Origin of the sequence: Streptomyces pratensis (genome assembly GCF_016804005.1) — a bacterium.
Lineage (GTDB): Bacteria > Actinomycetota > Actinomycetes > Streptomycetales > Streptomycetaceae > Streptomyces > Streptomyces pratensis_A.
On sequence record NZ_CP051486.1, the window covers coordinates 5,334,866 to 5,360,888 of the forward strand.

A 26,023-nucleotide genomic window follows, 5' to 3' on the forward strand; every position below is an offset into this window, starting at 1 on the left:
ACGTCCCTACGCGCGCGTCAGCCGCGCGGTGCAGGTCAGAGGGTGATCAGTGCCTCCAGCGGGGCGTTCCGCAGCCCCGCCTCGAGCCGGGCGCGGCCCGTGAGGAAGCCGAGCTCCATGAGGACCGACACCCCGGCTACCTGTGCCCCGGCCCGGCGGATCAGCTCCAGCGAGGCCTCGGCGGTGCCGCCGGTGGCCAGGACGTCGTCGATGACCATGACCCGGTCGTCGGCGGCCAGGTCCTCGGCGTGGATCTCGATCTCCGCCGTGCCGTACTCCAGCTCGTACGCCTGTCCCAGCGTGGCGCCGGGCAGCTTCCCCGCCTTGCGGACCGGCACGAAGCCGATCCCGGCACGGACCGCCACCGGCGCGGCCAGGATGAAGCCGCGCGCCTCCAGGCCCACGATCTTGGTGGCCCCGTGCCGAAGGCACAGCTCCACGAAGAAGTCGGTGAGCGCGCTGAAGGCGACCGGGTCCGCGAGCAGCGGGGTGATGTCCTTGAACAGCACTCCGGGCTTCGGGTAGTCCGGCACGTCGCGGATCCGGCTGAGCAGGAGCTCCCGGGTGGCGTCGGTGACGCCCGCGCTGGTCATCGGCGGTTCCTCGGAGTCCGGCCGTGGCCTCCGGGCTGCCTGCGCTGGCCGACGACGGCACCGGCGCGTTCGCCGTCGTCGTCGAGGTCCTGCGCCCGGTCGTCACGCTCGTCCTCGACGGACTCGCCCTTGGCGGCCGCGGCGGCCCGCTTGGCGAGGATCCGCTTCTTCAGTGCCTTTATCTGCGGGTCGCGCTCCTTGAGGTCGGCGACCAGCGGGGTGGCGATGAAGATCGAGGAGTACGCACCGGCCGCGAGGCCGACGAAGAGGGACAGCGAGATGTCGTTCAGCATGCCCGCGCCGAGCACACCGCCGCCGATGAACAGCAGACCGGCGACAGGCAGCAGGGCCACGACAGTGGTGTTGATCGAGCGCACCAGCGTGCCGTTGATGGAGCGGTTGGCGATCTCGCTGTAGGTGAAGCGGGTCTGCTTGGTGATCCCGGTCGTGCCCTCCTTGAGACTGTCGAAGACGACGACCGTGTCGTAGAGGGAGTAACCGAGGATGGTCAGCAGACCGATCACGGTGCCCGGGGTGACCTCGAAGCCCACGAGGGCGTAGACACCGACGGTGATGGTGATGTCGTGGATCAGCGCGATGAGCGCGGCGACGGCCATGCGCCACTCGAAGGCGATGGCCAGGTAGACCACCACCAGGACCATGAAGATCCCGAGTCCGGCCCACGCCTTGTTGGCGATCTGCTCACCCCAGCTGGGGCCGACGAGGTCCGCGTTGATCTCCGCCTCGGGGATGCCGAGGTCCTCGGAGAGCTGGGCCTTGATCTCGTCGGCCTTCTGGGTGTCGACCTCGGTGATCTGGATCCGGAGTCCGCCGTTGCCGAGCTCCTGGACGATCGCCTCGTGGCCGGAGGCCGCGACGGCGTCCTCATGGGCCTGGGAGACGGACACCTTGGCCTTGGTGTCGGTCGTGAAGACGGCACCGCCCTTGAACTCGATGCCCATGTTCAGGCCGCTGACCACCACGCCGAGGATGGCCGTGATGGTGATCAGGATCGAGACGCCGTACCAGAGCTTGCGCTTGCCGATGAAGTCGTAACCGACCTCGCCACGGTAGAGCCGGGCGCCGAGATTGCCGAGTCGCGACATCTCACGCCTCCTTCGGGTGGTCGGTGTGGACGTTGACGCGGCGGGAGCGGCGCAGCGGGGGCTTGGCGCCGAGCCGCTTCGGGTCCAGGCCGGACCACGGGTGACCGCTGGCGAAGAACTTCGTACGGGCCATGAGCGTCATCACGGGCTTGGTGAAGAGGAACACCACGACGACGTCGAGCAGGGTCGTGAGACCGAGGGTGAACGCGAAGCCCTGGACCTTGCCGACCGTGACGAGGAAGAGCACGGCCGCGGCGAGGAAGGACACGAAGTCGGACACGAGGATGGTGCGCCGTGCCCTGGGCCAGGCGCGCTCGACGGCCGGTCGGAGCGTGCGGCCCTCGCGGATCTCGTCCCGGATGCGTTCGAAGTAGACGATGAACGAGTCCGCGGTGATACCGATAGCCACGATGGCACCGCAGACGGCCGGCAGGTTCAGCGCGAAGCCGATGGCCGGGCCGAGCAGAGCCATGATCGTGTAGGTCAGCACGCCGGACGCCAGGAGGCTGAGAAGCGCGATGAGCGCCAGACCTCGGTAGTAGGCCACCAGGTAGATGACGACCAGCGCCAGTCCGATGGCACCGGCGATGAGACCGGCCTCGAGCTGCTCGCCGCCGAGGGCCGCGGTGACGGTGGTGACCGTGTCCTCGCTGAAGGACAGCGGGAGCGCGCCGTAGGAGAGGACGTTGGCCAGGTCCTCCGACGACTGCTGGGTGAAGCTGCCGGAGATCTCGGCGCTGCCGCTGAGCGTCTCGTTCACCTGGGGTGCGGAGACGACCTCACCGTCGAGGGAGATCGCGAACTGGTTCTGCGGGGACTGCTGCGCCGACAGCTTCTTCGTGATCGTCTGGAACTTCTTGGAGCCCTTGTCGGTGAACTCCATGGAGACGAGCCAGATGCCACGCTGCTGGTCGAACTGGGCCTTCGCGTCGTCGACGTCCGTACCGGAGACCTCGGCCGGGCCCAGGAGGTACTTGGCATCACCCTCGGAGCTGCACGCGACCGTGGGGTCCTCGGGCTTGACGCCGTCGCCGGCCTTGGCACGGGCGGACTCGTCGGTGCAGTTCAGCGCGGTGAACTTCTTCTCGAGCGCCGCGGTGGCGGCGTCGGGCGTCTCGGTGCCCGCCGGGGTCTCCGCAGCACCGGGGGCGCTGGCGGAGGGGGTCGGCGTCGTGTCCTTCGTCAGGGCGCCGGTGACGGCCCGGCCCTGGGTGGTGGCACTCGCCGAGGGCGTCGTCTTCGGATCGGAGGCCGTCTCCGGGTCGCTCGCCTTCGCACTGGGCGTGGCGCTCGGCTTCCCGGAACCACTCGGGGACGGGGTGGCGGAACCCTCGGGGGTCGGTTCTCCGCCGGTGACCGTGAGCACGGGCCGGAAGTAGAGCTGGGCGGTGGTTCCGACCTGCTCCCGGGCCTGCTTCGAATTCGTCCCCTTGGGAATGTTGACGATGATGTTCGATGCGCCCTGGGTCTGAACCTCGGCCTCGGAGACGCCCAGACCATTGACACGGCGTTCGATGATGCTGACCGCGGTGTTCATGTTGGTCTCGTTGATCGCCTCAGGCTTGCCGGGCTGGCTCTTCGCCTTGAGGGTGATCGAGGTGCCGCCCGCAAGGTCGATACCGAGCCGGGGCGTGGTGTGACCTGACAGGAACATCCCGCCGGTCAGGGCGACCATGGCGATGAGGATCAGAGCCAGGGCACGCCCCGGCTTGCCCTGTCCACCGGTTGAGCCCCGGCCTTTCTTCGGTGCTGCCACCTTTTCGTTTCTCCCTGTCCAACCGCCCCGCGCCGGGTACGCGCCCGAGCGGCCACGAAGTGTTGTGGGGACCCGCCCCCGCAGAAGACCGCACGGCCCGTGAGACGCCGGACACCTGTGGGTGTCCGGCGTCTCTGGGTCGTGGAACTACTTCGCGTCGCCCTCGCCGTCGGCCTTGGCCTCGGAGCCCTTGGCCTCGGAGCCCTTCGGCGCGTCGACGTCCTCGGGCTTCTTGCCCAGGTCGATCTTCGCGACGTCGTCGTCCGCCGGCTCGCCGTCGGTGAGCGAGGAGGCGTCGTCGGGCACGACCGTGCCGTCGCTCTCCAGCTCGTCGTCGCCGTGGACGATGCGGTTGTACTCCGCGTCGTCGAGGACGGCACCGATGGCGTTCTTGGCGTAGACGGCGTGGACGCCCGGCGCGACCTCGAGGAGAACCGTGTCGTCCTGAATCTCCTTGACGGTGGCGTACATGCCCCCGATCGTCCGGACGCCGGTACCGGGCTGCATGTCGTTGCGCATCTGCGCAGCCGCCTGCTGCTTCTTCTTGGCGGACCGGGTCATCAGGAACATGGCCCCGATGAGCACGATGAAGGGGAGGAGGGTCACGAGACTCACGGGACGGAACTTCCTTCGCACGACCACGCTGATATTCACGCGGCCTGGTCTACGGGGGTGGGTACACCGACCTTTAAGGGCGGCATCGGCGGAGTCTAAGCGAGTCCGCATCATTGGAACAACGTCCAGCATCGCACCGTGGTTCCCCTGCTGGCCAGCCCGTCCTGTGTCACGCCCCGAACAGGCCTTGTTGTCCCTTTGCGCCGTGCTGCGGTGGCACGAGTCCGAGGTGAGCCCACGCCGCCGGGGTGGCGACCCTGCCCCGCGGGGTCCTCGCGAGCAGCCCTTCCCGCACGAGGAAGGGCTCGGCGACCTCCTCGACCGTCTCGCGCTCCTCCCCCACGGCCACGGCGAGGGTGGAGAGCCCCACGGGACCTCCGCCGAAGAGTTTCAGCAGGGCGCCGAGCACCGCGCGGTCCAGCCGGTCGAGCCCCCGGGCGTCGACCTCGTACACCCGCAGGGCCGCGGCGGCGATGTCGCGGTCGATCCGTCCTTCGGCCTTGACCTGGGCGTAGTCACGGACGCGGCGCAGCAGACGGTTGGCGATACGGGGCGTGCCCCGGGAGCGGCCGGCGATCTCCGCCGCGCCCTCCGTGTCTATGGCTACGTCGAGCAGACCGGCGGAGCGGTGGATGACCCGCTCCAGCTCGGTGGGGGCGTAGAACTCCATGTGCCCGGTGAAGCCGAAGCGGTCGCGCAGCGGCGGCGGGAGCAGTCCTGCCCTGGTGGTGGCGCCGACGAGCGTGAACGGTGGCAGTTCCAGCGGGATGGCCGTGGCGCCGGGGCCCTTGCCGACGATGACGTCGACCCGGAAGTCCTCCATCGCCATGTAGAGCATCTCCTCGGCGGGCCGCGACATGCGGTGGATCTCGTCGAGGAAGAGGACCTCGCCCTCCTGGAGCGAGGACAGGATCGCCGCGAGGTCTCCGGCGTGCTGGATCGCGGGGCCGGAGGTGATCCGGATCGGTGCGCCCATCTCCGCCGCGATGATCATGGAGAGGGTGGTCTTGCCCAGGCCGGGGGCGCCGGAGAGCAGGACGTGGTCGGCGGTGGCTCCCCGGGCACGGGCCGCCTTGAGGACCAGGTCGAGCTGTTCGCGCACCTTCTCCTGGCCGACGAATTCGTGGAGGTCCTTCGGGCGCAGGGCGGCCTCGACCGCGGTGTCCTCGCCGTCCGCACCGGCGTCGACCAGGCGGTCGTCCGGTCGCTCGTCCGTGAGTTCGCCGGCGTCGGATCCGGTCTCGTCCCAGTTCATCTCGTCAGTCCCGCCTCGGGTTCTTCGGTGCCGGTCCGTGCGGTGTTCCGGCCGGCGTACGGGGCCGGTGGGGCCCCTGGGGTCAGCGTGCGCGGTTGAGTGTCTGCAGGGCGGCACGCAGCAGCTGTGGCACGGGGGCCTGGCCTCCGCCGGCGATCGCGGCCTCGGCCTGCGGTGTCACGGCGGTCACCGCCTCGTCGGCCTCACGGGTGGCGTAGCCGAGGCCGATCAGGGCGGCCTGGAGCTGGTCACGCCAGGAGCTGCTGACGGCGGAGCCGATGCCCTGCTGCCCGATGTGCGCGCCGACCGGTTCGCCGAGCCGGTCCTTGAGCTCGAGGAGGAGCTTCTGGGCGCCCTTCTTGCCGATGCCGGACACGGCGGTGAGTGCCTTCTCGTCGCCGGTGGCGACGGCGATGCGCAAGGCGTCCGGGCTGTGGGTGGCGAGCATGGCCTGGGCGAGCCGGGGACCCACGCCGCTGGCGGTCTGGAGCAGCTCGAACACCTGCCGCGCGTCGTCGTCCGCGAAGCCGTAGAGGGTGAGCGAGTCCTCCCGGACGACCAGGGACGTGGCCAGCCTGGCCTCCTTGCCGATCCGCAGACCGGCGAGGGTGTCCGGGGTGCACTGGACGGCCATGCCGATGCCGCCGACCTCGATGACGGCCGTGGCCGGGGCGAGGGCGGCCACCGGGCCGGAGACGAAGGCGATCATGCGGTACGGCCTTTCAGCGTGCGGTGGGCGGCGACGGCCTGCTGCAGTCGGTTCTGCGCGGGCGCGCGCCAGATGTGGCAGATGGCGAGGGCGAGGGCGTCGGCGGCGTCGGCGGGCTTGGGCGGCGCGGCGAGCCGCAGCAGCCGGGTGACCATGGCCCCGACCTGGGCCTTGTCGGCGCGTCCCGATCCGGTGACGGCGGCCTTCACCTCGCTCGGGGTGTGCAGGGCGACCGGGATGCCGCGGCGCGACGCGCAGAGCATGGCGACGGCGCTGGCCTGCGCGGTGCCCATCACCGTACGCACGTTGTGCTGGCTGAACACCCGCTCCACGGCGACGTACTCGGGCCGGTGCTCGTCGAGCCACTGCTCGATGCCCTGCTCGATGGCGACCAGCCGGTGCCCGAGCTCCGCGTCGGGCGAGGTCCGCACGACTCCGACGCCGACCATGGTGAGCGGCCGTCCGGCCACTCCCTCGACGACTCCGACGCCGCACCGGGTCAGCCCCGGGTCCACGCCCAGCACCCGCATGAATGGGCCCCCTCCGCCGCTCGGTCATCTGTTCCCGCAGGCTATCGGCTACCGCTGACAATGCGACGGGCCGACGGGGTGTGTCCCGTCGGCCCGTCCCGGTTCCGCCGCCTCAGGCGTCGACCTTCTCCATGACCTCGTCGGAGACGTCGAAGTTGGCGAAGACGTTCTGCACGTCGTCGCTGTCCTCCAGGACGTCGATCAGTTTGAAGATCTTGCGCGCACCCTCTTCGTCCAGTTCGACCTGCATGGTCGGGACGAAGTTGGCCTCGGCCGAGTCGTAGTCGATGCCGGCCTCCTGGAGCGCCGTGCGGACCGCGACCATGTCGGTGGCCTCGCTGAGCACCTCGAAGGTGTCACCGAGGTCGTTGACCTCCTCGGCACCCGCGTCGAGCACCGCTCCGAGCACGTCGTCCTCGGTCAGCTCGCCCTTGGGGACGATCACGACGCCCTTGCGGTTGAACAGGTACGAGACCGAGCCCGGGTCCGCCATCGAACCGCCGTTGCGCGTCATCGCGACACGGACGTCGGACGCTGCGCGGTTGCGGTTGTCGGTGAGGCACTCGATGAGCACCGCGACGCCGTTCGGGCCGTAACCCTCGTACATGATCGTCTCGTAGTCGGCGCCACCGGCCTCGAGGCCGGCGCCGCGCTTGACCGCCGAGTCGATGTTCTTGTTCGGGACCGAGCTCTTCTTGGCCTTCTGGATGGCGTCGAAGAGAGTCGGGTTGCCGGACACGTCGGCACCGCCCGTGCGGGCCGCGACCTCGATGTTTTTGATCATCTTCGCGAAGAGCTTGCCGCGCTTGGCGTCGATCACGGCCTTCTTGTGCTTCGTCGTAGCCCATTTAGAGTGGCCGGACATCTGCCTTCTCCTTCGCGTCACCAAAATCGATCCGAACCCGAGAGATCCTACCGGGGCCGGATCAGGTCACGGAGCGCACCATGTCGGTGAAGAGCGCGTGCACACGGTGGTCGCCGGTCAGTTCCGGGTGGAACGAGGTGGCCAGGGCGTTTCCCTGGCGTACGGCGACGATATGCCCGCCGTGCACCGCGACGACCTCCGCGCGGGCGCCGACCGACTCCACCCAGGGAGCCCGGATGAAGACGCCGTCGACGGGGCCGCCGGGTACCCCGGCGACCTCGACCGCCGCCTCGAAGGACTCGTTCTGCCGCCCGAAAGCGTTACGGCGCACGATCATGTCGATGCCGCCGACCGTCTCCTGACCGGAAATGGGGTATCCCCCGCTCGAACGGAGTTGAGAGCTTGGGGAAGGGTCGAGGATCTTGTCGGCGAGCAGGATCATCCCGGCGCAGGTGCCGTAGACCGGCATCCCGGCTGCCACCCGCTCGCGCAGGGGTTCGAGCATGCCGAAGAGGACGGCCAGTTTGGACATCGTGGTGGACTCGCCGCCGGGTATGACGAGCCCGTCGACCTCGGCGAGCTCCTCGGGCCGCCTGACCGGCCTGGCCACGGCGTCCGCCGTGGCCAGGGCGATCAGGTGTTCCCGTACGTCGCCCTGGAGAGCCAGGACTCCGATGACAGGGGTGTCGGTCATCGGTGCTTACCAGCCGCGGTTGGCGTAGCGCTCGCCCTCGGGCAGCGTGTCGCAGTTGATGCCGACCATGGCCTCGCCGAGGTTGCGGGAGGCATCCGCGATGATCTTCGGGTCGTCGTAGAAGGTGGTGGCCTTCACGATGGCGGCGGCGCGCTTGGCCGGGTCGCCGGACTTGAAGATGCCGGAGCCGACGAAGACGCCCTCGGCACCGAGCTGGCGCATCAGCGCCGCGTCCGCGGGGGTGGCGACGCCACCGGCCGAGAACAGGACGACGGGCAGCCGGCCGAGCTCGGAGACCTCCTTGACCAGCTCGTAGGGGGCGCGGAGCTCCTTGGCCGCGGCGTACAGCTCGTTGTTGTCGTAGCCGCGGAGCCGGGCGATCTCGTTCTTGATCTGGCGCAGGTGGCGGACGGCCTCGACCACGTTGCCCGTGCCGGCCTCGCCCTTCGAGCGGATCATCGCGGCCCCCTCGGCGATGCGGCGCAGGGCCTCACCGAGGTTGGTGGCACCGCAGACGAAGGGAGTGGTGAAGGCGAACTTGTCGCTGTGGTTGACCTCGTCGGCCGGGGTGAGGACCTCGGACTCGTCGATGTAGTCGACGCCGAGGGACTGGAGCACCTGGGCCTCGACGAAGTGGCCGATGCGGGACTTGGCCATGACGGGGATGGAGACGGCCTCGATGATCTCTTCGATCATGTCGGGGTCGGACATCCGGGCCACGCCGCCGTCCTTGCGGATGTCGGCCGGCACCCGCTCCAGGGCCATGACGGCCACTGCACCCGCGTCCTCGGCGATCTTCGCCTGCTCGGCGTTGACGACGTCCATGATCACGCCGCCCTTGAGCTGCTCGGCCATGCCCCGCTTGACGCGGGCGGTGCCGGTGGCCGGGGTCTCGGTGGACTGCGGGGTGCTGGGAAGCGTGGACACGGATCGACCTCACTGGGGTGGAAAGGAGCTGGATACTGCAGCCCCGAGCAAACGCTCCGGAAGCAGTCCACAGCAAGGGCCAATGAACACCCCGTGGACCGTTCCGCACACCTCCGGCCGCTCGGGCCGGCCCGCCCCCGTGCTGCCGGGCCGGTCCGCTCCCAGCCGTCGGCCCGCTCCGTCATGCCGCTGCCGGCGCCGGGCCGTCCCCCGTGCTGCGGGCCCGGTCCGTCCCCGATGCCCGCTACCGGCCCGGCCCGGCCCGCCGGCGCGTGGCCCGGCCGCCCTCAGCTGCCGGGCCGGTCGGCCAGGGCGACCGGGGGCTCGTCGTCCATCTCGAACGCGAGCGGGAACGGGGCGTGGCCCGCGAGCCGGAACAGCCGAACCGTCCGGTGCCTGCGCAGCGCGCGGGCTGCCCGCACCGCGTCGTTGTGGAAGCGGCGCGCCATCGGCACGCGGCGCACGGCGGCGGCCAGTTCCCTCGCCGCGTCCTCGCCGCCCGGGAACTCCTTCACCGCTTCGACCTGCGCCGCCTCGCCGAACACTGCCCGCAGGGCGGTGCTCAGCTCGCTCTCGGCGACCTCGCGCTGCTCCTCCTCGGCCTGCCGTGCCGCGTGCGCCGCCTCGTACAGCACGATCGACGCGGCGGGGTCGAGGACTCCGGACGTGGCCAGTTCCTGGGTGACCGAGGCGCGACGCAGCAACTGGGCGTCCAGCGCGGCCCGGGCCGCGTCGATACGGGCGTGGAGCCGGTCGAGCCGCCCTGCGGTCCAGCTGAGATACAGGCCGATCGCGAAGAGCGCGACGACGGTCCAGATGAGGATTTCGATCACGGACGGCAAGGCTACCGTCGGAGGGAGCCGGCCCGGCCCGCCGGTACGCACCGGACCCGGCTACGGCGGGGCGTACGGTCCCGGCGTGAGGCCGGCGCAGGACCCGGGCGTACGGACCCGGCGCAAGGCGGTCGCACGGCCCGGGATACGGACCCGGCCCCCCGCTCAGTCCCTGGCGAGGCCGAAGCGCGCGCGGAGCCCCGTGCGTTCGTCGGTGTCCACGGACGCGGCCCCCTCCGTCACCGTCTCGTACACCCCGAGGATGTCCGCGCCGACCGTCGTCCAGTCGAAGCGGCGCACATGCGCGCTGCCCCGCTCCCGCAGTCCCTCGCGCCGCTCCGGGTCGCCCAGCAGCCGGATCGCGGCCGAGGCCAGCGCGTCCGCGTCCTCGTTGGCGAACAGGTCACCGGCGGCGCCCTGGTCGAGCACCTGCGCGAAGGCGTCCAGATCGCTGGCGAGGACGGGTGCTCCCGCCGACAGGGCCTCGACCAGGATGATGCCGAAGCTCTCACCACCGGTGTTCGGGGCGACGTAGACGTCGACGCTGCGCAGCAGCCGTGCCTTGTCCTCGTCGCTCACCATGCCGAGGAACTGGACGCGCGAGCGCAGCTCCTCGGGCAGCGATGCGACCGCCTCCTCCTCGTCACCGCGTCCCGCGACCAGCAGCCGGGTCTCCGGGCGGGCGGCGAGGATCGCGGGGAGCGCCCTCATCAGCACGGGCAGCCCCTTGCGCGGCTCGTCGATCCGCCCTATGAAGCCGAGCGTGCCGCCCTGCCACTCGTCCTTCGGCTCGGCCCGGGCGAAGAATTCCACGTCGACGCCGTTGGGGATGACCACGGCGTCCCCGCCGAGGTGCTCGACCAGGGTCCGCCGCGCGTACTCGCTCACCGCGATCCGCGCGCTGATCTTCTCCAGCGCCGGCTGGAGGATCGGATACGCCGCGATCATGGCCCTGGAGCGCGGGTTGGACGTGTGGAAGGTGGCCACGATCGGCCCCTGCGCCGCCCAGCAGGTGAGCAGGCCCAGCGAGGGCGAGGTGGGCTCGTGGATGTGGATGACGTCGAAGGTGCCGTCGTTCAGCCAGCGCCGGACCCGCGCGGCGGACAGGAACCCGAAGTTCAGCCGGGCGACCGAGCCGTTGTACGGGACGGGCACGGCCCGGCCCGCGGACACGACGTACGGCGGAAGCGGCGTCTCCTCGTCGGCGGGCGCGAGCACCGAGACGTCGTGGCCGAGGCGGATCAGGTGCTCGGCCAGGTCCCGGATGTGGAACTGCACCCCGCCCGGAACGTCCCAGGAGTACGGGCAGACGATGCCGATCTTCACGGAGCTTCCCCCTGGGGGTCCAGATCGGAGAGCCAGAGTCGCTGCAGCATGTGCCAGTCCTCCGGATGCTCGGCGATCCCGGTGGCGAAGGCGTCGGCCAGCGCCTGTGTCATGGCGGACGTCTTCTCCGCGCGGTCACCTGACTCCGGCACGGCGACCGGTGGGTGGACGCGTGCCCGCATCACGGGCGTGCCGTCGTACCAGAGGGTGACGGGCAGCAGCAGCGCACCTGTCTGCTGTGCCAGCAGGGCAGGCCCGGCGGGCATGCGCGCGGTGGCGCCGAAGAATTCCACCTCGACGCCGGAGGCCGACAGGTCCCGGTCGGCGACCAGACAGACCAGACCGCCCTCGCGCAGCCGGCGCGCCAGGGTCCCGAACGCGGCTCCACCGTTGTGCGGCAGGACCTCCATGCCCAGCCCCTGGCGGTAGGCCACGAACCGGTCGTAGAGGGTCTCCGGCTTGAGCCGCTCGGCGACCGTGGTGAACGGCACCTTCAGGTCCGTGGTGACCCACGCTCCCGCAAGGTCCCAGTTGCCCAGGTGCGGCAGCGCGAGGACGACCCCCTGGCCGGCGTCCAGTCCCTCGGTGAGCCGGTGGGCGTCACGGACGTCGATGGACGCCTTGATCCGCTGCGGACTCCAGGTCGGCAGCCGGAAGGACTCCATCCAGTAGCGCATGTACGAGCGCATGCCGGCCTTAGACAGCTCGGCGAGCCGGGCGGCGTCCGCGTCGGGCACCACCCGTGCGAGGTTGGACTCCAGCCGCAGCACCGACTTCCCCCGCCGCTTCCACACCTGGTCGGCGAGAGTGCGGAAGAGTGCGGCCGCCGCCGGTTCGGGGAGCTTCTTGACCGCCCCCCAGCCGAGACCGTAGAGCCCGTCGGTGAGCCGTCCCCTCAGGTCGGATCCGGTGCCGCTCACTGCGCGGCCTCGCTCCCCCGGTCCGCCGTCCCGCCCTGGGCGGCGGCCGCGGCGGCATCGGCCTCGGCCGACTCCCTGCGCACGGTGACCACCCGCTGGATCAGCGTCACCAGGCTGCCCACGGCGACGATCCACAGGGCGATCGGCAGCAGGACCTGGATTCCCGGCACCCCGAAGCCGTGGAGTCCGGCGAGGCCCGCGGCGACGAGGGAGATGACGAGCCGCTCGGCGCGCTCCACCAGTCCGTTCACCGCGACCGGCAGACCGATCGACTCGCCCCGCGCCTTCGTGTACGACACCACCTGGCCGCTGGCCAGGCAGAAGATCGCGACCGCGCACAGCACGTTGTCGTCGCCGCTGCCCGCGTACCAGAGCGCGAACCCGGCGAAGATCGCCCCGTCCGCCACCCTGTCGAGCGTCGAGTCCAGGAACGCGCCCCACCGGCTGGAGATCCCGGCCTGCCGGGCCATGTTGCCGTCGACCAGGTCCGAGAAGACGAAGACCGTGATCACGATCGTGCCCCAGAAGAACTCCCCCATCGGGAAGAAGACCAGCGCACCTGCCATCACTCCGGCCGTGCCGACGAGCGTGACCGCGTCGGGACTGACCCCGAGACGGAGCAGCAGAGCGGCGAACGGTGTGAGGACACGCGTAAAAAATGCACGCGCGTACTTGTTCAGCATGGCCTTCCCGAGGTTCGGTGGGCGCCGTGCGGCCCCTTCGGCCACCGGCTGGCCCATCGTAGTCACCAGCCGTGCCGGGCAATGGCGGGGCACCCCGTCCGCCGGATGTCCCGGAAGTCCTGCTTCGCCGTGTGCGACGTATGGACGACGTCCGGCACGAGTGAAAAGCTCGAATGACCGCGGGCGTCGCCGAAGCCGCCGCGGCGGCTCTCCTCCGCCCGTGTATCCACTCCCCAGCTCTTGCGGCACTGCGCCACCGATCGGGAGGCACGCATCATGGGTGACAGGACACACACGCACACCGGAGCCGCCGGCAGGGCAGCGACGGCCGACCGGCCCGCTTCCGTACGGAACGTGGTGCTGGTCGGCCACAGCGGCTCGGGCAAGACCACTCTGGTCGAGGCACTCGCGCTGACGGCCGGGGCGCTGAACCGGGCCGGCCGGGTCGAGGACGGCGCCACCGTCTCCGACCACGACGAGATCGAACAACGCCGACGACGTTCGGTACAGCTCTCGCTGGTCCCCGTCGAATGGGACGGCTACAAGATCAATCTGCTGGACACCCCCGGCTACGCGGACTTCGTCGGGGAGCTCAGGGCCGGTCTGCGCGCGGCGGACGCGGCCCTCTTCGTCGTCTCGGCCGCCCAGGAGGCCGACGCGGTGGCGGGCACGGCCCGCGCGGTCTGGGAGGAGTGCGCGGCCGTCGGGATGCCACGGGCCGTCGTCGTCACGCACCTGGACACCGCGCGTACGTCCTTCGAGGAGATGACCCGGATCTGCGGCCGGATCTTCGGGCACGACGACCCCGACGCCGTGCTCCCCCTCTACCTGCCGGTGCAGGGCCCGGAGGGCCCGGACGGACACGCCCCGCTCACGGGACTCACGGGGCTCCTCACCCAGCGGATCTTCGACTACTCCTCGGGGGAGCGTCAGGAGACACCACCGGCCGGTGACCAGCGGGGTCCCCTCCAGGAGGCCCGGAACCGGCTCATCGAGGGGATCATCGCCGAGAGCGAGGACGAGAGCCTGATGGACCACTACCTCGGTGGCGGCGAGATCGGCATCACGCCCCTCGTCGACGACCTGGAGCGGGCCGTCGCACGCGGCTCCTTCCACCCCGTCCTCACCGCCGCGCCCGCCGCTGAGGGCGCGCGTCAGGGCATCGGCACCGTGGAGCTCCTCGACCTGATCACCCGGGGCTTCCCCTCGCCCGAGGAGCGCGCGGTGCCGGCCGTCACCACTCCCGACGGCGCCCCGCGCCCCGCCCCGGTCTGCGATCCGGCGGCACCCCTGGTGGCCGAGGTCGTGAAGACCTCGTCCGACCCCTACGTCGGGCGTGTCTCGCTCGTCCGCGTCTTCTCCGGCACCCTGCGCCCCGACGACACCGTGCACGTGTGCGGCCGCGGCCTCGTCGAACCGGGAGGGGGGACGCGCCCCTGCCACGGGGCAGATGTGCGCGTCGGCGCCCTCTCCGCTCCCTTCGGCAAGCAGCAGCGCCCTCTCGACAGCTGCGTCGCCGGAGATCTGGCCTGCGTCTCCAAGCTGGGCGGGGCGGAGACCGGGGACACCCTCTCGGCGGACAGCGACCCGCTGCTGATGGAACCGTGGGCCATGCCCGACCCGCTGCTCCCACTGGCGGTCCGCGCCCACAGCAAGGCCGACGAGGACAGGCTTTCGCAAGGTCTGGCTCGCCTGGTGGCCGAGGATCCCACGATGCGCCTGGAGCAGAACCAGGACACCCACCAGGTCGTCCTGTGGTGCATGGGCGAGGCGCACACGGACGTCGCGCTGGAACGCCTGCGCAGCAGGTACGGCGTCCAGGTCGACGCCGAACCCCATCGCGTGCCGCTGCGCGAGACGTTCGCCTCCCGGACCGTCGGCCGGGGCCGGCACGTCAAGCAGTCCGGTGGCCACGGGCAGTACGCGATCTGTGAGATCGAGGTGGAACCGCTGCCGCCGGGAACGGGCATCGAGTTCGTCGACAAGGTGGTCGGCGGCTCCGTGCCGCGGCAGTTCGTCGCGTCCGTGGAGAAGGGCGTACGCGCCCAGGCGGCCCGTGGTGTCGCGGCCGGCCACCCGCTCGTCGACGTGCGCGTCACCCTGCTCGACGGGAAGTCGCACTCGGTGGACTCCTCCGACGCCGCGTTCCAGACCGCGGGCGCGCTGGCGCTGCGCGAGGCCGCGGCCGACACCCGCATCCAGCTGCTCGAACCCGTCGCGGAGGTCGGTGTCCTGGTCCCGGACGACTATGTGGGGGCCGTCATGAGCGATCTCGCGGGGCGGCGCGGCAGGGTCGTCGGCACCGAACAGGAAGCCGGTGAGCGAACGCTCGTACGTGCCGAGGTTCCGGAGGCGGAGATCGCCAGGTACACCGTCGACCTCCGCTCCCTGACGCACGGGACCGGCCGGTTCGACCGGGCGTACGCCCGGCATGAACCGATGCCTCCGCAACTCGCCGAACGTATCCGCGAAGCACGGGAAACCAGCACAAAGGTGAGCTAGTTGACCGGATATGGCGCCTCGCGCCCGCCCCCGGCCTCGCCGGAAGGCGGGCGCGAGGCCCGGACGGTACTCTGTGGGCCCAGCTCAGAAGGTGTGCGACGTACGGTAGTTGGGAACAGCCGCAGGAGCAGACCGTGCGGGCGAGTGGGGGCGACAGTGGCCAACGACGGATTCGATTTCTCTCCTGGAGCGCAGATCCCGCTCCAGGGCTCGGGAGGACAGGCGGTGGCGACCAACGCCCTCGCCTCCGCCGCGTACCGCGACAGCGACGTGGCGGAGATCCTCAAGGCCAACAGCGAATGGCACAAGTCCGAGGTGAAACCGGGCGAGTCCAAGCTGTTCAAGTCCGACTACTTCAAGCCGAATCTGGGCGAGGCGTTCTCCCGTGCCGTCCAGGAACGCATGCTCGGCGGCGGCCGCGCCGCGCTGATCCAGTCCTTCGGCTCCGACCCGCAGACCGTCGTCGAGCACTGCCTCTCCGCCACCCGGCTGCGCAAGGCGCGCGACTCGAAACTCACCCTGATCACCGCAGTCTTCGGCATCGCCTTCCTGCCCGGCCTGGTCCTCTGGGTCCTCGCATTCCGGCTGCGTGACTTCCTCAACAAGTCCAAGGACAAGTTCTTCCAGGCGCTTGGCGGTGTCGTGCTCATCGCGCTCGGCGCCGCCGCCGCCTTCTTCCTGATCACCATGCCGCTCACCGGCTTCCTGGGCCTCTATCTGCGTGCCGCCGCCGTCGCCCCGCTGATCGGCTGGCTCCTCGCCAAACGGATCGCGGAGACCTCGGTCAATGACCTGCGCGCCCGCTGGGAGGGGCTCCTCTCCGGAAGCGGCGTCAGCGCGAAGATCCCCGAGGCCGTGCCGAAGAACCCCAACGAGACCGCCCGCGAGGCCCTGCGCCAGGGCCTGGAGAAGCTCTCCGCCGAGCAGCAGTCCAACTCAGTCTTCTACGCGGGCCCCAAGGGCATCCTGGGGATGGGTACCCGTTGGGGCAGCTGGCAGCTCGCCGAGGAACTCACCCCGGAGGACCCCTCCAAGGAGATCCACCAGTTCCGCAGCTGGGACGTCGTGCGGGCCATCCACGACCAGCTGAAGATGCTGGAGCGCGGCCCGCTGAACACCGGCGGGTTCCCCACGCCGTCCGTGAAGCACTGGATCGTCTCCCCGGTGGGCGAGAACGCGGGCTCCGTCACCCGGCCCGAGGGCGAGGACGTCGCCACCTTCCAGATCAAGCCCCACGAGATACAGCGCATCTGCAACCACCAGCAGTTCGGCAGCGGCGACCGCCACTACCTGGGTGTCCAGTTCACCCTCTGGGACGGCCAGCTGGTGATCACGATGCTGATCACCGTCACCGTGCTCCACGAGACACTGCGGATCGAGGTGACCGGGCACGCCCTGGGCCCGGTCCACGGTCTCTTCCTGACCAAGCCGGAGGCGCCGACGAAGACGGTCAAGAAGGCCGTCCGGTTCTGGGAGACCCGGAGCATCAAGCTGCCGATCGTCAAGGCGAGCGAGGTCGTCAGGCTCGCGCTGCGCGCACCCCTCACCTGGTATCCGCCGCTGCTCGACTACCTGGGCGGCAAGATCGTCCTGCCCGAGCCCTTCGGCCTGCGCCACGCCTGGGCGGCCAAGCCGTGGGGGCACCGGTTCATGGCCGACGACGCCATGCGGACCGCCACCCCGGTCCTGCGCGTCGTCCACTCCGCGACGATGCGGGTCCTGAAGGAGCACGGCGTCGACATCGAGCGCTTCGACAACCGCTCCATGATCCTCAGCGGCATGGTCCAGGACCCCGCCCCGAAGAAGGCCGACGTCTACGACGCGTGACCTCGCCCGGGGCGGCCGCCCCGGGCGAGGATCCCGCTCAGACGGCCGGCACCCCGGCCGGCCACACGCCGGCCAGCATCGTCCGGGTGTCGCCCAGCAGCTGGGGCAGCACCTTCGTGTGGCCGACGACCGGCATGAAGTTGGTGTCCCCGCCCCAGCGGGGCACCACGTGCTGGTGGAGGTGCGCGGCGATGCCCGCGCCGGCCTCGGCGCCCTGGTTCATGCCGATGTTGAAGCCGTGCGCGCCTGAGGCGGCCCGCAGCGCGACCATGGCCCGCTTGGTGAAGTCGGCCAGCTCCGCGGTCTCCGGGCCGTCGAGCTCGGTGTAGTCGGCCACGTGCCGGTAGGGCACCACCATCAGGTGACCGCCGTTGTACGGGTACAGGTTGAGCACCGCGTAGACCTTCTCACCGCGCGCGATGATCAGCCCGTCCTCATCGGACTTCGACGGAATCTCGCAGAACGGACAGCCGTCCCCGGCTCCCGGGCCGCTCGGCTTGCTCTCACCCTGGATGTAGGCCATCCGGTGGGGCGTCCACAGACGCTGGAACGCGTCGGGCGTCCCCACTCCGATCTGCTGCTCCGGCTCACTCGTCATGCCGGTCAGCATATTGCGTCACTCCCACCGCGCGTGTCGCCGGGGCCGACGCCACCTGCGCACCGCGATGCTGACGCCATGAGCGACCGCCCCGCCGCCCCCGCCCCCGCCCGGCTGAAGGACTGGGAGCAGCGCACCGAGGTGCCTCTCTTCGCCGCGGCGCTGGTCTTCCTCACCGGCTACGCGGTGCGCGTCCTCGCCCCGCTCGGTGCCCAGCCCTGGCGTGACATCGCCCTCGCTCTCGTCGCCGCCACCTGGCTGCTCTTCGCCGTGGACTACGGCGTACGCCTCCGGCTCAGCGGCCAGGGCAAGCGTTTCGTACGCACGCACTGGCTGGACACGGTCGTCCTCCTGCTGCCGCTGTTGCGCCCGCTGCGCGTGGTCCAGATCTACACGGCGGTCCAGAAGCGCCGGGAACAGCCGCGGATGAGCCTCTACGCCCGGGTGATCACGTATGCGGGGCTCACGACCGTGCTCCTCGGATTCTCCGCGGCCCTCGCGGTGTACCACCAGGAGAAGGGGGCGCCGGGCTCCACGATCCGTACGTTCGGGGACTCGGTGTGGTGGGCGTGCGCGACGCTCACGACGGTCGGGTACGGGGACGCCGTACCGGTCACGGTCGGCGGCCGGGTCGTGGCGGCGGGGCTGATGGCCTGCGGGCTGGCCCTGCTGGGGGCCGTGACCGGGTCGTTCTCGTCGTGGCTGCTCCAGGTGTTCGCCCGGGAGGACGAGGAGAGGCCCCCGGGGAGCGCGTAGCTCTCCGGGGGCCTCACCGGCCTCGCACCGCAGGGATCAGACCTGTACGCGACGCTCCACCACGTCCACGAGCTTGGCGATCGCCTCGTCACGGGCGATGCCGTTCTCCTGCGACCCGTCGCGGTAGCGGAAGGACACCGTGCCCGCGTTCATGTCGTCGTCGCCGACGATGATCATGAACGGGACCTTGGCCTTCTGGTGGTTACGGATCTTCTTCTGCATCCGGTCGGACGAGGCGTCGACCTCGACCCGCAGCCCCTTCTTGCGCGCCTCGGCGGCGAACTCCTGGAGGTACGGGATGTGGGTGTCGCCGATCGGGATGCCGACGGCCTGGACCGGGGCCAGCCAGACCGGGAACGCGCCCGCGTAGTGCTCGAGCAGCACCGCGAAGAAGCGCTCGATGGAGCCGAACAGCGCGCGGTGGATCATGACCGGGCGCTGCTTGGTGCCGTCCGGGCCGGTGTACTCCAGGTCGAAGCGCTCCGGCAGATTGAAGTCGAGCTGCACGGTCGACATCTGCCAGGTGCGGCCGATGGCGTCCTTGCACTGCACCGAGATCTTCGGGCCGTAGAACGCGGCGCCGCCCGGGTCCGGGACCAGCGGGAGGCCCTGCTTCTCGGCGACCTGACGCAGCGTCTCGGTGGCCTCCTCCCAGACCTCGTCGCTGCCGACGAACTTCTCCGGGTCCTTGGTGGAGAGCTCCAGGTAGAAGTCGGTGAGGCCGTAGTCACGCAGGAGGTTCAGGACGAACGTGAGCGTCCGGTCCAGCTCCTCCGCCATCTGCTCCTTGGTGCAGTAGATGTGCGCGTCGTCCTGGGTGAAGCCGCGCGAGCGGGTCAGCCCGTGGACGACACCCGACTTCTCGTACCGGTACACGGTGCCGAACTCGAAGAGCCGCAGCGGCAGTTCACGGTACGAACGGCCGCGCGCGTCGAAGATCAGGTTGTGCATCGGGCAGTTCATCGGCTTGAGGTAGTAGTCCACCCCGTCGTCGAGCTGCATGGGCGGGTACATGCCGTCGGCGTACCAGTCCAGGTGGCCGGACTTCTCGAAGAGCTTGCCCTTGGTCGCGTGCGGGCTGTAGACGAACTCGTAGCCCTCCTCCTCGTGGCGGCGCCGCGAGTAGTCCTCCATGGCACGTCGGATGACGCCGCCCTTGGGGTGGAAGACCGCGAGACCGGGGCCGATCTCGTCCGGGAAGGAGAAGAGGTCCAGCTCGTTCCCGAGCTTGCGGTGGTCGCGCTTGGCGGCCTCCTCCAGGAACGTGAGGTGCGCCTTGAGCTCGTCCTTGGTGGGCCAGGCGGTCCCGTAGATGCGCTGGAGCATGGGGTTCTTCTCGCTGCCGCGCCAGTACGCGGCGGCGTTCCGCATGAGCTTGAACGCGGGGATGAACCGGGTGGTGGGCAGGTGCGGGCCCCGGCAGAGGTCCTTCCAGCACAGGTCGCCGGTCTTGGCGTCCAGGTTGTCGTAGATGGTCAGCTCGCCGCCGCCCACCTCGACGTCCGCGCCGTCGTCGGACGACGCGGAGCCCTTGATGCCGATGAGCTCCAGCTTGTAGGGCTCGTCGGCGAGCTCCTCGCGGGCGGCCTCGTCGGTGACGACGCGGCGCGAGAACCGCTGCCCGCGCTTCTGGATCTCCTGCATCTTCTTCTCGACGGCCTTGAGGTCCTCGGGCGTGAAGGGCCGCTCGACGTCGAAGTCGTAGTAGAAGCCGTCCTTGACCGGCGGGCCGATGCCCAGCTTGGCCTCGGGGAAGAGCTCCTGCACCGCCTGTGCCATGACGTGCGCGGTGGAGTGCCGAAGGATGTTCAGGCCGTCCTCGGACGAGATCTCGACGGGCTCGACGACCTCGCCGTCCTTGAGCTCGTACGCGAGGTCCCGCAGCTCGCCCTCGACCCGCGCGGCCACGACGGTGCGCTGCCCGGGGAAGAGCTCGGCGGCCGTCGTGCCCGTCGTCACCACGCGCTCTTCCCGCTCGGAATCGCGTTGGATGATCACACGGACGTCTGACACCGGTCTCTCCTGACTGAGGGGGTGCGGCGCTTTCCTCTGGCGCGCGCAAGAGGAATCGTACCGAGCCGGGGGGCCTGGACGCGAAAGGGATACCGCGCGCTACCCCTCCTCCCCCGTACAGGCCTCCTCGAAGAAGTCGACGTTCTCGTGGAGCGACTTCATCAGCCGGTCGCGCTCCGCCTCGTCCACCTGGACGGGCGCGACCTGCGAGGCACCGGTGAGCCTCCGGAAGCCTCCCCTGCTCTCCAGCCTGCCCTCCACCCTCACCGGGAGTCCGACGAGGTGGGCGTGGCCGGCGATCCGGTAGGCCTCCTCGTCGAGCTCGATCCGTACGTGCGCGACCTCCGCCCCCGCCAGCACCCGCAGCCGTACGACGCCGGGACCGCGCGGCCCGGAGCGGCGCAGCCGCACCACGGCTCCGGTGATCCGTACGGGTACGGAGGGCTCGTCCTGCAGATAGCGCACTCCCGCCAGGCGGAGGGCCGGCAGGTCGCCAGGGGAGAATTCGACCGGCTCGGGGCTGGCGGGGCAGCCTTCGGGGGTTCCGGCGGCAGGCGCCCAGGCGAGGGTGATCCGGGCGCCTTCCGCTCCACGGACGAGGGAGACGACCGCTTCGGTCAGCTCCCGGCTGACGCCGGCGGCGACCGCGGCGTCGAACGCGTCCATACCGCCGGTGGCCCGCTGGTAGTCGACGGCCTCCCGGGCCGCGTGCAGCGCCGCGTACAGCTGTACGGCGACGGCTCGTCCCGCGTCGACGGGGACGAACGCGGTGAGGCTGCGGCCGTCGGCCGCCGGCCCTACGAGGGTGCCGTCCAGGGCGCTGCGGGCCTTCCGCCGGTGTCTGGCGCCGTGGTGGCCCGCCCTGCCGCGCACGGCGAGGGATCCGGCGAGAAGGATCTGCCGGGCCGCGGTCCGCAGCTGGTCGGCACCCGTCCAGTCGGCAGCCCCCGAGGCGGCTTCGGGGACGTCACGCCACCAGCGGATCTCGTCGCTGGGCACGGTGAGGGCGACCAGGATGTCGCGGGCCGAGGGCGTGGCGCTGCGGGTGAGCGCCGTGAGGGCCTCGGCGAGCAGGTCCTCACCGTCGGGGAAGGCGGTGCTGTCCGGCACGAGCAGGCTGGTGCCGGCGGCGGGGCCGGGCGGGACCCAGCGGCTATATCGGCCCTGCGCGCCTCCGCGCCGCTGCCAGCCGTGCCGCCGCAGCAGCGCTCGGAGGACGGAGGGGTCGACGCGGGCGGGGTCCGGGACCTGTCCGGGGTCCGGGCCGTCGGCGTACGGGTGTGCGCGGCTGCCCGCCGGGACCGTCCCTCCGGTGGGCTCGTCCGTCGACCGGTGCATCAGGGTCTCCCTCCCGCCCCGACTCGGGCCATGATGTCGCAGAGTGCGCGGTCGTCGAAGATCCGTGAGGTCGGGACCCGCACGGTGGTCCGATGCCTGCCCGTCACCGGGTGCCCGGCCAGGTTCGTCCAGTAGCAGCAGTGCCGCAGGTCCAGCCGTTCGTGTCCGGCCCGGAGCCAGTCGTCCTGGCTGCGGGGCACGAGCATCACCACGAGAATCTTGTGCACCGACACGGGGGTGCGCGCGAGCTTCACCAGATGGGCGTTGTCGAGGGTGAAGGAGAACGCGGGGCCGGGCGGGTGCGGGGGTATCTGGTAGGTGCACTTGAGCTGCACCTTGATGGTCACTTCGTCGTCGACGGTGTGGTCGGGGGCGCCGTGGCTGACGTGCCAGTCGATGCCGTTGTCGGGAAAGGGCTGCGAGAGCGAGCAGCCCGCCGCGGCTGCCACCGCGTGGAGGTAGCCCACCTGGAGGGTCTCCATGCAGGCGGTGGTGGCGAGTGTGCCGCGCAGTGGTGTGCTCCGCTGCTGCGGCGGCTTTCCCCCGTGGTCCTCGGTGCGGGCGGGACTCCCTGGGTTCGGCTGCGCGAGCGCCATGGCTCCGTGCCTTCCGGGCTGTGCCGACCGGTTGCCCGGTCTCCGCTGGCGGGCTGGTCAACTTCCTTACCCGTCTCCTGTGTTGTCACCGCAGGAGACGGACCGTAAACGGCGTATCAGGCATAGGGTGCGGGTATCACCGAACCGGGCAGAGGAATCCCGCCATCTGCCGGACAGGCGCGAGGAGTTCGGGGATGATGCATTGGTTCGAGGGGCCGCTGGCGGCTTTTGACACCGAGACGACAGGCGTGGACGTCGAGGAGGACCGGATCGTTTCGGCCGCACTCGTCGTCCAGGACACGGCGGGCGGGCGGCTCCGCGTCACCCGCTGGCTGGTCAACCCGGGGATTCCGGTGCCGCCCGGCGCCACCGAGATCCACGGCCTGACCGACGACCATCTGCAGCGCAACGGCCGGTGGCCGGCGCCGGTCGTCGAGGAGATAGCGCGGGCACTGGCGGAGCAGTGCGCGACGGGACGGCCGCTGGTCGTGATGAACGCGCCGTTCGATCTGACGCTGCTGGACAGGGAGCTGAGGCGCCACCGGGCCTCCTCGCTGGCCGGCTACCTGGGGAACAAGCCCCTGTGCGTGCTGGATCCGCGGGTGCTGGACAAGCATCTGGACCGCTACCGCAAGGGCCGTCGCACGCTGACGGACCTGTGCGAGCTGTACGGGGTGACGCTGGACGGCGCGCACGACGCGGCGGCCGACGCGGCGGCGTCGCTCGAGCTGGTGCGGGCGGTGGGACGGCGGTTCTCCGCCCGGCTGGAGCGGCTGTCACCGGCGGAGGTGCACTCGCTGCAGGCCGTGTGGCACGCGGCTCAGGCGCGCGGGCTCCAGGCCTGGTTCGAGAAGAACGGTGCTGCGGAGACCGTGGATCCGGCGTGGCCGCTGCGTCCGGAGCTGCCCGCGGCGGCCTGATCGGGGCCGGGTACGCGAAAGCCGGTCCGTCGATTGCACTGACGGACCGGCTTTTCCCGGGTGGGCGATACTGGGTTCGAACCAGTGACCTCTTCGGTGTGAACGAAGCGCTCTCCCACTGAGCTAATCGCCCGGGAACGGGTTGAACCATACAGGGCTCGGAGCCCTGGGTTCAAACTCCTACTCAGTGGCGGAACTGAGTATCCGAACCCATGCACGCGGGTGTGGCGGCCGCCACACTCCCGTACATGAGACATGTGCCGCCGCCCGCAGAGGAATTGACCCTCCTCGATCACGAACTCGCCCGGCTGGACGCCCGTCGGCTACAGCTGCTCAGCCGTCGCGCCTGGCTGCTGAGCGTGCTGCGTGCGCCGGCCGTTCCGTCTCCTCCTCCGGTGCCGGCCGCCCGGCCGTACGTGCCGCCCGCGCCTGCGCCCGCGCACGGCACGCAGAACGTCCTGCTGGTACTCGGCGGTCTGCTGCTGACGGTCGCGGCGATCGCTTTCACCCTGTTCAGCTGGGGTGAGATGGGCATCGCCGGCCGTTCGGCGGTGCTCGCGGCGGTGACCGCGGGAGCGCTGGTGGCGCCCGCGCTGCTGCTGGGCCGCGCCTTGCCGTCGACGGCGGAGGCGGTGGCCGCCCTGGCCCTGGTGCTGACGGTGCTGGACTCGGTCGCTCTGCACGCGGTCGCGGCGCCCGGGACGGACGGACTCGCGTTCACGGCCGGCGCCTCGGCGGTCCTGGTGGCGGTGTGGACCCTTTACGGGCTGCTGCTCGGCCGTCTGCGGGTACCTCTGCCCGCGGCCGTGGTGGCGGGTCAACTGCCGCTGGCGTTCACCGCCTGGGCGGCCGGGGCGGGCGCGACCGGCTTCGGCTGGGCGCTCCTTCTGACGGCGGCTGCCGATGTCGCGGTGGCTTTGTGGGGCCGGGGACTCGCGGTGCGCGTCACCGCGTGTGCCGGGGCGGTGCTCACCGGCCTGATCTCGCTGGCCCTGGGTCTGGGGCTGTCCTTGTCGGCCGACGGTGTGCTCGGGGCCGTGGGCGCGGGCGCGCTGCTGCTGGCCGGTGCGGCGGTCGCCATGGCGGGGGCGTGGCGCGCGCCGAAGGAGACGGCCGTCGTCGGGGGCGTCGTGGGAGGCCTCGCGGCGGTTGCCGCGGTGGGAGGCGTGCCGGCCGCGCGGCTGCCGTGGGACTGGGCGGTCGTGGTGTACCTGCTGTGCGGTGCGGCCCTGTCGGTGGTGCTGCGGCTCCGTCTCCCGCGGCCCGTCATGTGGGGGATCCTGGGCGCGTCGGCCTCGGTCGTGGCGGGCGCGGTGCTGTGGGCGGCGCCCGTGGTGGCCGCCGCGCTGCTGGGGCCGGCGTCCGTGACGGCGGGGGTGTGGTCCGGGGCACCGGAAGGATTCCGGGACGCGCTGGGGCTCTCGGTGCCGTGGTCGGCGCAGTCCTCGTCCCCCGTGGTGCTGGTGGTCGCGGCGGGCCTGTCGGCCGCGCTCCACGTCAGGTGGCCGCAGGCCGTCCCGGAGAGGGGCCTGCGCGTCGCGGCGGCGGCCGGAGGGGCGGTCCTGGGCTGGGGTGCGGTGCCGGTGCTGCTCGCGGTGGCGGATGCGCCGTACGCGGTGGCCGTCGGCGTGGAGCTGGTGCTGGTCGCGGCGCTGCTGGCCCTCGTGGTGCGTCGCGGGGCCGACGCGGTCGCGGTGACCTGTCTGGTGTGCGCGGCGGTCGGTGCCGCGAGCGTGGGACTGCTCGGGCTGGCCGCGGAGCCCGCGACGTACGCGGTGGCCGGAACCCTGGCGGTGCTGTTCGCCGGCTCGGCGGCCTGCTCCCGGGTGCCCGCGGTGCGGTCGGTGCTCGCCTGCGCCTCGGTGCTGTGCGCGATCGCCCTGGCCTCCGCCGCGGGGGCCTCACTGGGGTGGAGCGCCCCGCACACGGCCCCGCTGGTCCTGGTGGTCACGGCGGCGACGGTGGTCCTCGGGGCTCGATTGCGGACGCCCGTGGTGGCGGTCGCGGTCGAACTCGCGGGGGCTTTCGCGGCTCTGGTCGCCGTGGCTCTCGCGGTGACGGACGCGCCGTTCCTGGCGCTGGTGCTGGGACTGTGCGGGGTGCTGGCCGCTGCCACGGCGCTGCGGCCCGAGCGTCGCCGCACGGCGGGGTATCCGGCGGCGGCGCTGTTCGTGGCGGCGGCGTGGGTGCGGCTGGCGGCTTCAGGGGTGACGGACCCCGAGGCGTACACGCTGCCCGTGTCGGTGGCGGCGTTCGCGGTGGGTCATCTGCGTCGCCGCAGGGATCCGGCCGCTTCCTCCTGGGTCGCGTACGGTCCCGCCCTGTCCATGACGATGGTGCCGAGCCTCGTGGTCGCCTGGGGCGATCCGCACTGGCTGCGGCCGCTGCTGCTGGGGGTCGCGGCACTGGCGGTCACGCTGGTGGGCGCCCGCCTGCGGCTGCGGGCGCCCCTGGTGCTGGGCGGTGCGGTCCTGGCGCTGGACGCGCTGCACGAGCTGGCCCCTCATGTGGTCCAGGTCTTCGACGCGCTCCCGCGCTGGGCACCCCCGGCGCTCGCCGGGCTGCTGCTGCTCGCGGTCGGTGCGACCTACGAGCAGCGGCTGCGCGACGCGCGCCGGGTGCGGGAGAGCTTCGGCCGGATGCGTTAGGGGCTTCCGTCCG

23 protein-coding genes and 1 tRNA gene are annotated in these 26,023 nt (G+C 71.2%); 5 read left to right on the forward strand and 19 right to left on the reverse strand.

What is annotated here, in order from left to right; translation table 11 throughout:
* Positions 1 to 35: 35 nt before the first annotated feature.
* The 14 genes from HED23_RS21720 to pgsA all read right to left on the reverse strand — a co-directional run bounded on the left by HED23_RS21720 (position 36) and on the right by pgsA (position 12,812).
* Positions 36 to 593: an adenine phosphoribosyltransferase gene (locus tag HED23_RS21720; protein WP_203185053.1), complete on the reverse strand. Its 558-nt coding sequence runs from the start codon at positions 591 to 593 to the stop codon at positions 36 to 38.
* Positions 590 to 1,699: a protein translocase subunit SecF gene (gene secF, locus HED23_RS21725; RefSeq protein ID WP_203185054.1), complete on the reverse strand. Its 1,110-nt coding sequence runs from the start codon at positions 1,697 to 1,699 to the stop codon at positions 590 to 592. The genes HED23_RS21720 and secF overlap by 4 nt, the downstream gene beginning before the upstream one ends.
* A 1-nt stretch (position 1,700) precedes the next feature.
* Positions 1,701 to 3,455 carry a protein translocase subunit SecD gene (gene secD / locus HED23_RS21730; RefSeq protein ID WP_203185055.1) on the reverse strand — a complete coding sequence of 585 codons (1,755 nt, stop codon included), beginning with the start codon at positions 3,453 to 3,455 and terminating at the stop codon, positions 1,701 to 1,703.
* 147 nt (positions 3,456 to 3,602) lie between these two features.
* Positions 3,603 to 4,070 carry a preprotein translocase subunit YajC gene (gene yajC, locus HED23_RS21735; RefSeq protein ID WP_203185056.1) on the reverse strand — a complete coding sequence of 156 codons (468 nt, stop codon included), beginning with the start codon at positions 4,068 to 4,070 and terminating at the stop codon, positions 3,603 to 3,605.
* 169 nt (positions 4,071 to 4,239) lie between these two features.
* Positions 4,240 to 5,325 (reverse strand): Holliday junction branch migration DNA helicase RuvB, encoded by a 1,086-nt coding sequence (gene ruvB / locus HED23_RS21740; RefSeq protein WP_203185057.1) that lies wholly within the window; start codon positions 5,323 to 5,325, stop codon positions 4,240 to 4,242.
* A gap of 82 nt (positions 5,326 to 5,407) precedes the next feature.
* On the reverse strand, positions 5,408 to 6,034 hold the full coding sequence (gene ruvA, locus HED23_RS21745; protein ID WP_203185058.1) for a Holliday junction branch migration protein RuvA: 627 nt from the start codon (positions 6,032 to 6,034) through the stop codon (positions 5,408 to 5,410).
* Positions 6,031 to 6,564: a crossover junction endodeoxyribonuclease RuvC gene (gene ruvC / locus HED23_RS21750; protein ID WP_203185059.1), complete on the reverse strand. Its 534-nt coding sequence runs from the start codon at positions 6,562 to 6,564 to the stop codon at positions 6,031 to 6,033. The genes ruvA and ruvC overlap by 4 nt, the downstream gene beginning before the upstream one ends.
* Positions 6,565 to 6,676: 112 nt before the next feature.
* A complete protein-coding gene (locus HED23_RS21755) occupies positions 6,677 to 7,429 on the reverse strand; it encodes a YebC/PmpR family DNA-binding transcriptional regulator (RefSeq protein ID WP_033304359.1) in 753 nt (250 codons plus the stop codon).
* 61 nt (positions 7,430 to 7,490) lie between these two features.
* A complete protein-coding gene (pdxT, locus tag HED23_RS21760; protein WP_203185060.1) occupies positions 7,491 to 8,123 on the reverse strand; it encodes a pyridoxal 5'-phosphate synthase glutaminase subunit PdxT in 633 nt (210 codons plus the stop codon).
* Positions 8,124 to 8,129: 6 nt separating this feature from the next.
* Positions 8,130 to 9,050, reverse strand: coding sequence for a pyridoxal 5'-phosphate synthase lyase subunit PdxS (pdxS, locus tag HED23_RS21765; protein WP_203185061.1), 921 nt, complete (start codon positions 9,048 to 9,050; stop codon positions 8,130 to 8,132).
* Positions 9,051 to 9,337: 287 nt separating this feature from the next.
* On the reverse strand, positions 9,338 to 9,883 hold the full coding sequence (locus HED23_RS21770) for a hypothetical protein (RefSeq protein WP_203185062.1): 546 nt from the start codon (positions 9,881 to 9,883) through the stop codon (positions 9,338 to 9,340).
* Between the two features lie 165 nt (positions 9,884 to 10,048).
* Positions 10,049 to 11,209, reverse strand: a complete 1,161-nt coding sequence (locus HED23_RS21775) for a glycosyltransferase family 4 protein (protein WP_203185063.1) — start codon at positions 11,207 to 11,209, stop codon at positions 10,049 to 10,051.
* Positions 11,206 to 12,129, reverse strand: a complete 924-nt coding sequence (locus tag HED23_RS21780) for a phosphatidylinositol mannoside acyltransferase (protein ID WP_203185064.1) — start codon at positions 12,127 to 12,129, stop codon at positions 11,206 to 11,208. Before HED23_RS21780 ends, HED23_RS21775 begins: the two co-directional genes overlap by 4 nt.
* Complete coding sequence (gene pgsA / locus HED23_RS21785; protein ID WP_203187588.1) at positions 12,126 to 12,812, reverse strand: phosphatidylinositol phosphate synthase; 687 nt, start codon at positions 12,810 to 12,812, stop codon at positions 12,126 to 12,128. Before pgsA ends, HED23_RS21780 begins: the two co-directional genes overlap by 4 nt.
* A 276-nt stretch (positions 12,813 to 13,088) precedes the next feature.
* Between pgsA and HED23_RS21790 the strand changes: the two genes are divergently transcribed.
* The gene (locus tag HED23_RS21790) at positions 13,089 to 15,314 is read left to right on the forward strand and encodes an elongation factor G-like protein EF-G2 (protein ID WP_203185065.1); all 2,226 of its coding nucleotides are present in this window, start codon (positions 13,089 to 13,091) and stop codon (positions 15,312 to 15,314) included.
* Between the two features lie 156 nt (positions 15,315 to 15,470).
* Positions 15,471 to 17,141 (forward strand): hypothetical protein, encoded by a 1,671-nt coding sequence (locus HED23_RS21795; RefSeq protein WP_203187589.1) that lies wholly within the window; start codon positions 15,471 to 15,473, stop codon positions 17,139 to 17,141.
* 37 nt (positions 17,142 to 17,178) lie between these two features.
* On the opposite strand, the gene HED23_RS21800 is transcribed toward HED23_RS21795, so the two are convergent.
* Entirely contained in the window at positions 17,179 to 17,751 is a 573-nt protein-coding gene (locus HED23_RS21800; protein ID WP_203185066.1) for an HIT family protein, read from the reverse strand.
* Between the two features lie 66 nt (positions 17,752 to 17,817).
* On the opposite strand from HED23_RS21800, the gene HED23_RS21805 reads away from it, so the two are divergent.
* Positions 17,818 to 18,495: a potassium channel family protein gene (locus HED23_RS21805; protein WP_203185067.1), complete on the forward strand. Its 678-nt coding sequence runs from the start codon at positions 17,818 to 17,820 to the stop codon at positions 18,493 to 18,495.
* Between the two features lie 36 nt (positions 18,496 to 18,531).
* On the opposite strand, the gene thrS is transcribed toward HED23_RS21805, so the two are convergent.
* The 3 genes from thrS to HED23_RS21820 all read right to left on the reverse strand — a co-directional run bounded on the left by thrS (position 18,532) and on the right by HED23_RS21820 (position 22,442).
* Complete coding sequence (gene thrS / locus HED23_RS21810) at positions 18,532 to 20,508, reverse strand: threonine--tRNA ligase (protein ID WP_203185068.1); 1,977 nt, start codon at positions 20,506 to 20,508, stop codon at positions 18,532 to 18,534.
* A 99-nt stretch (positions 20,509 to 20,607) separates the two neighbouring features.
* Positions 20,608 to 21,846 carry a hypothetical protein gene (locus tag HED23_RS21815; RefSeq protein WP_203185069.1) on the reverse strand — a complete coding sequence of 413 codons (1,239 nt, stop codon included), beginning with the start codon at positions 21,844 to 21,846 and terminating at the stop codon, positions 20,608 to 20,610.
* A complete protein-coding gene (locus tag HED23_RS21820) occupies positions 21,846 to 22,442 on the reverse strand; it encodes a DUF4365 domain-containing protein (protein WP_203185070.1) in 597 nt (198 codons plus the stop codon). The genes HED23_RS21815 and HED23_RS21820 overlap by 1 nt, the downstream gene beginning before the upstream one ends.
* Positions 22,443 to 22,636: 194 nt before the next feature.
* Between HED23_RS21820 and HED23_RS21825 the strand changes: the two genes are divergently transcribed.
* On the forward strand, positions 22,637 to 23,362 hold the full coding sequence (locus HED23_RS21825) for a 3'-5' exonuclease (protein WP_203185071.1): 726 nt from the start codon (positions 22,637 to 22,639) through the stop codon (positions 23,360 to 23,362).
* Between the two features lie 61 nt (positions 23,363 to 23,423).
* Here HED23_RS21825 and HED23_RS21830 read toward each other — a convergent pair.
* Positions 23,424 to 23,495 (reverse strand) — tRNA-Val (locus HED23_RS21830).
* 115 nt (positions 23,496 to 23,610) lie between these two features.
* On the opposite strand from HED23_RS21830, the gene HED23_RS21835 reads away from it, so the two are divergent.
* The gene (locus tag HED23_RS21835) at positions 23,611 to 26,010 is read left to right on the forward strand and encodes an SCO7613 C-terminal domain-containing membrane protein (RefSeq protein WP_238442073.1); all 2,400 of its coding nucleotides are present in this window, start codon (positions 23,611 to 23,613) and stop codon (positions 26,008 to 26,010) included.
* The last annotated feature ends 13 nt before the right edge of the window (positions 26,011 to 26,023 follow it).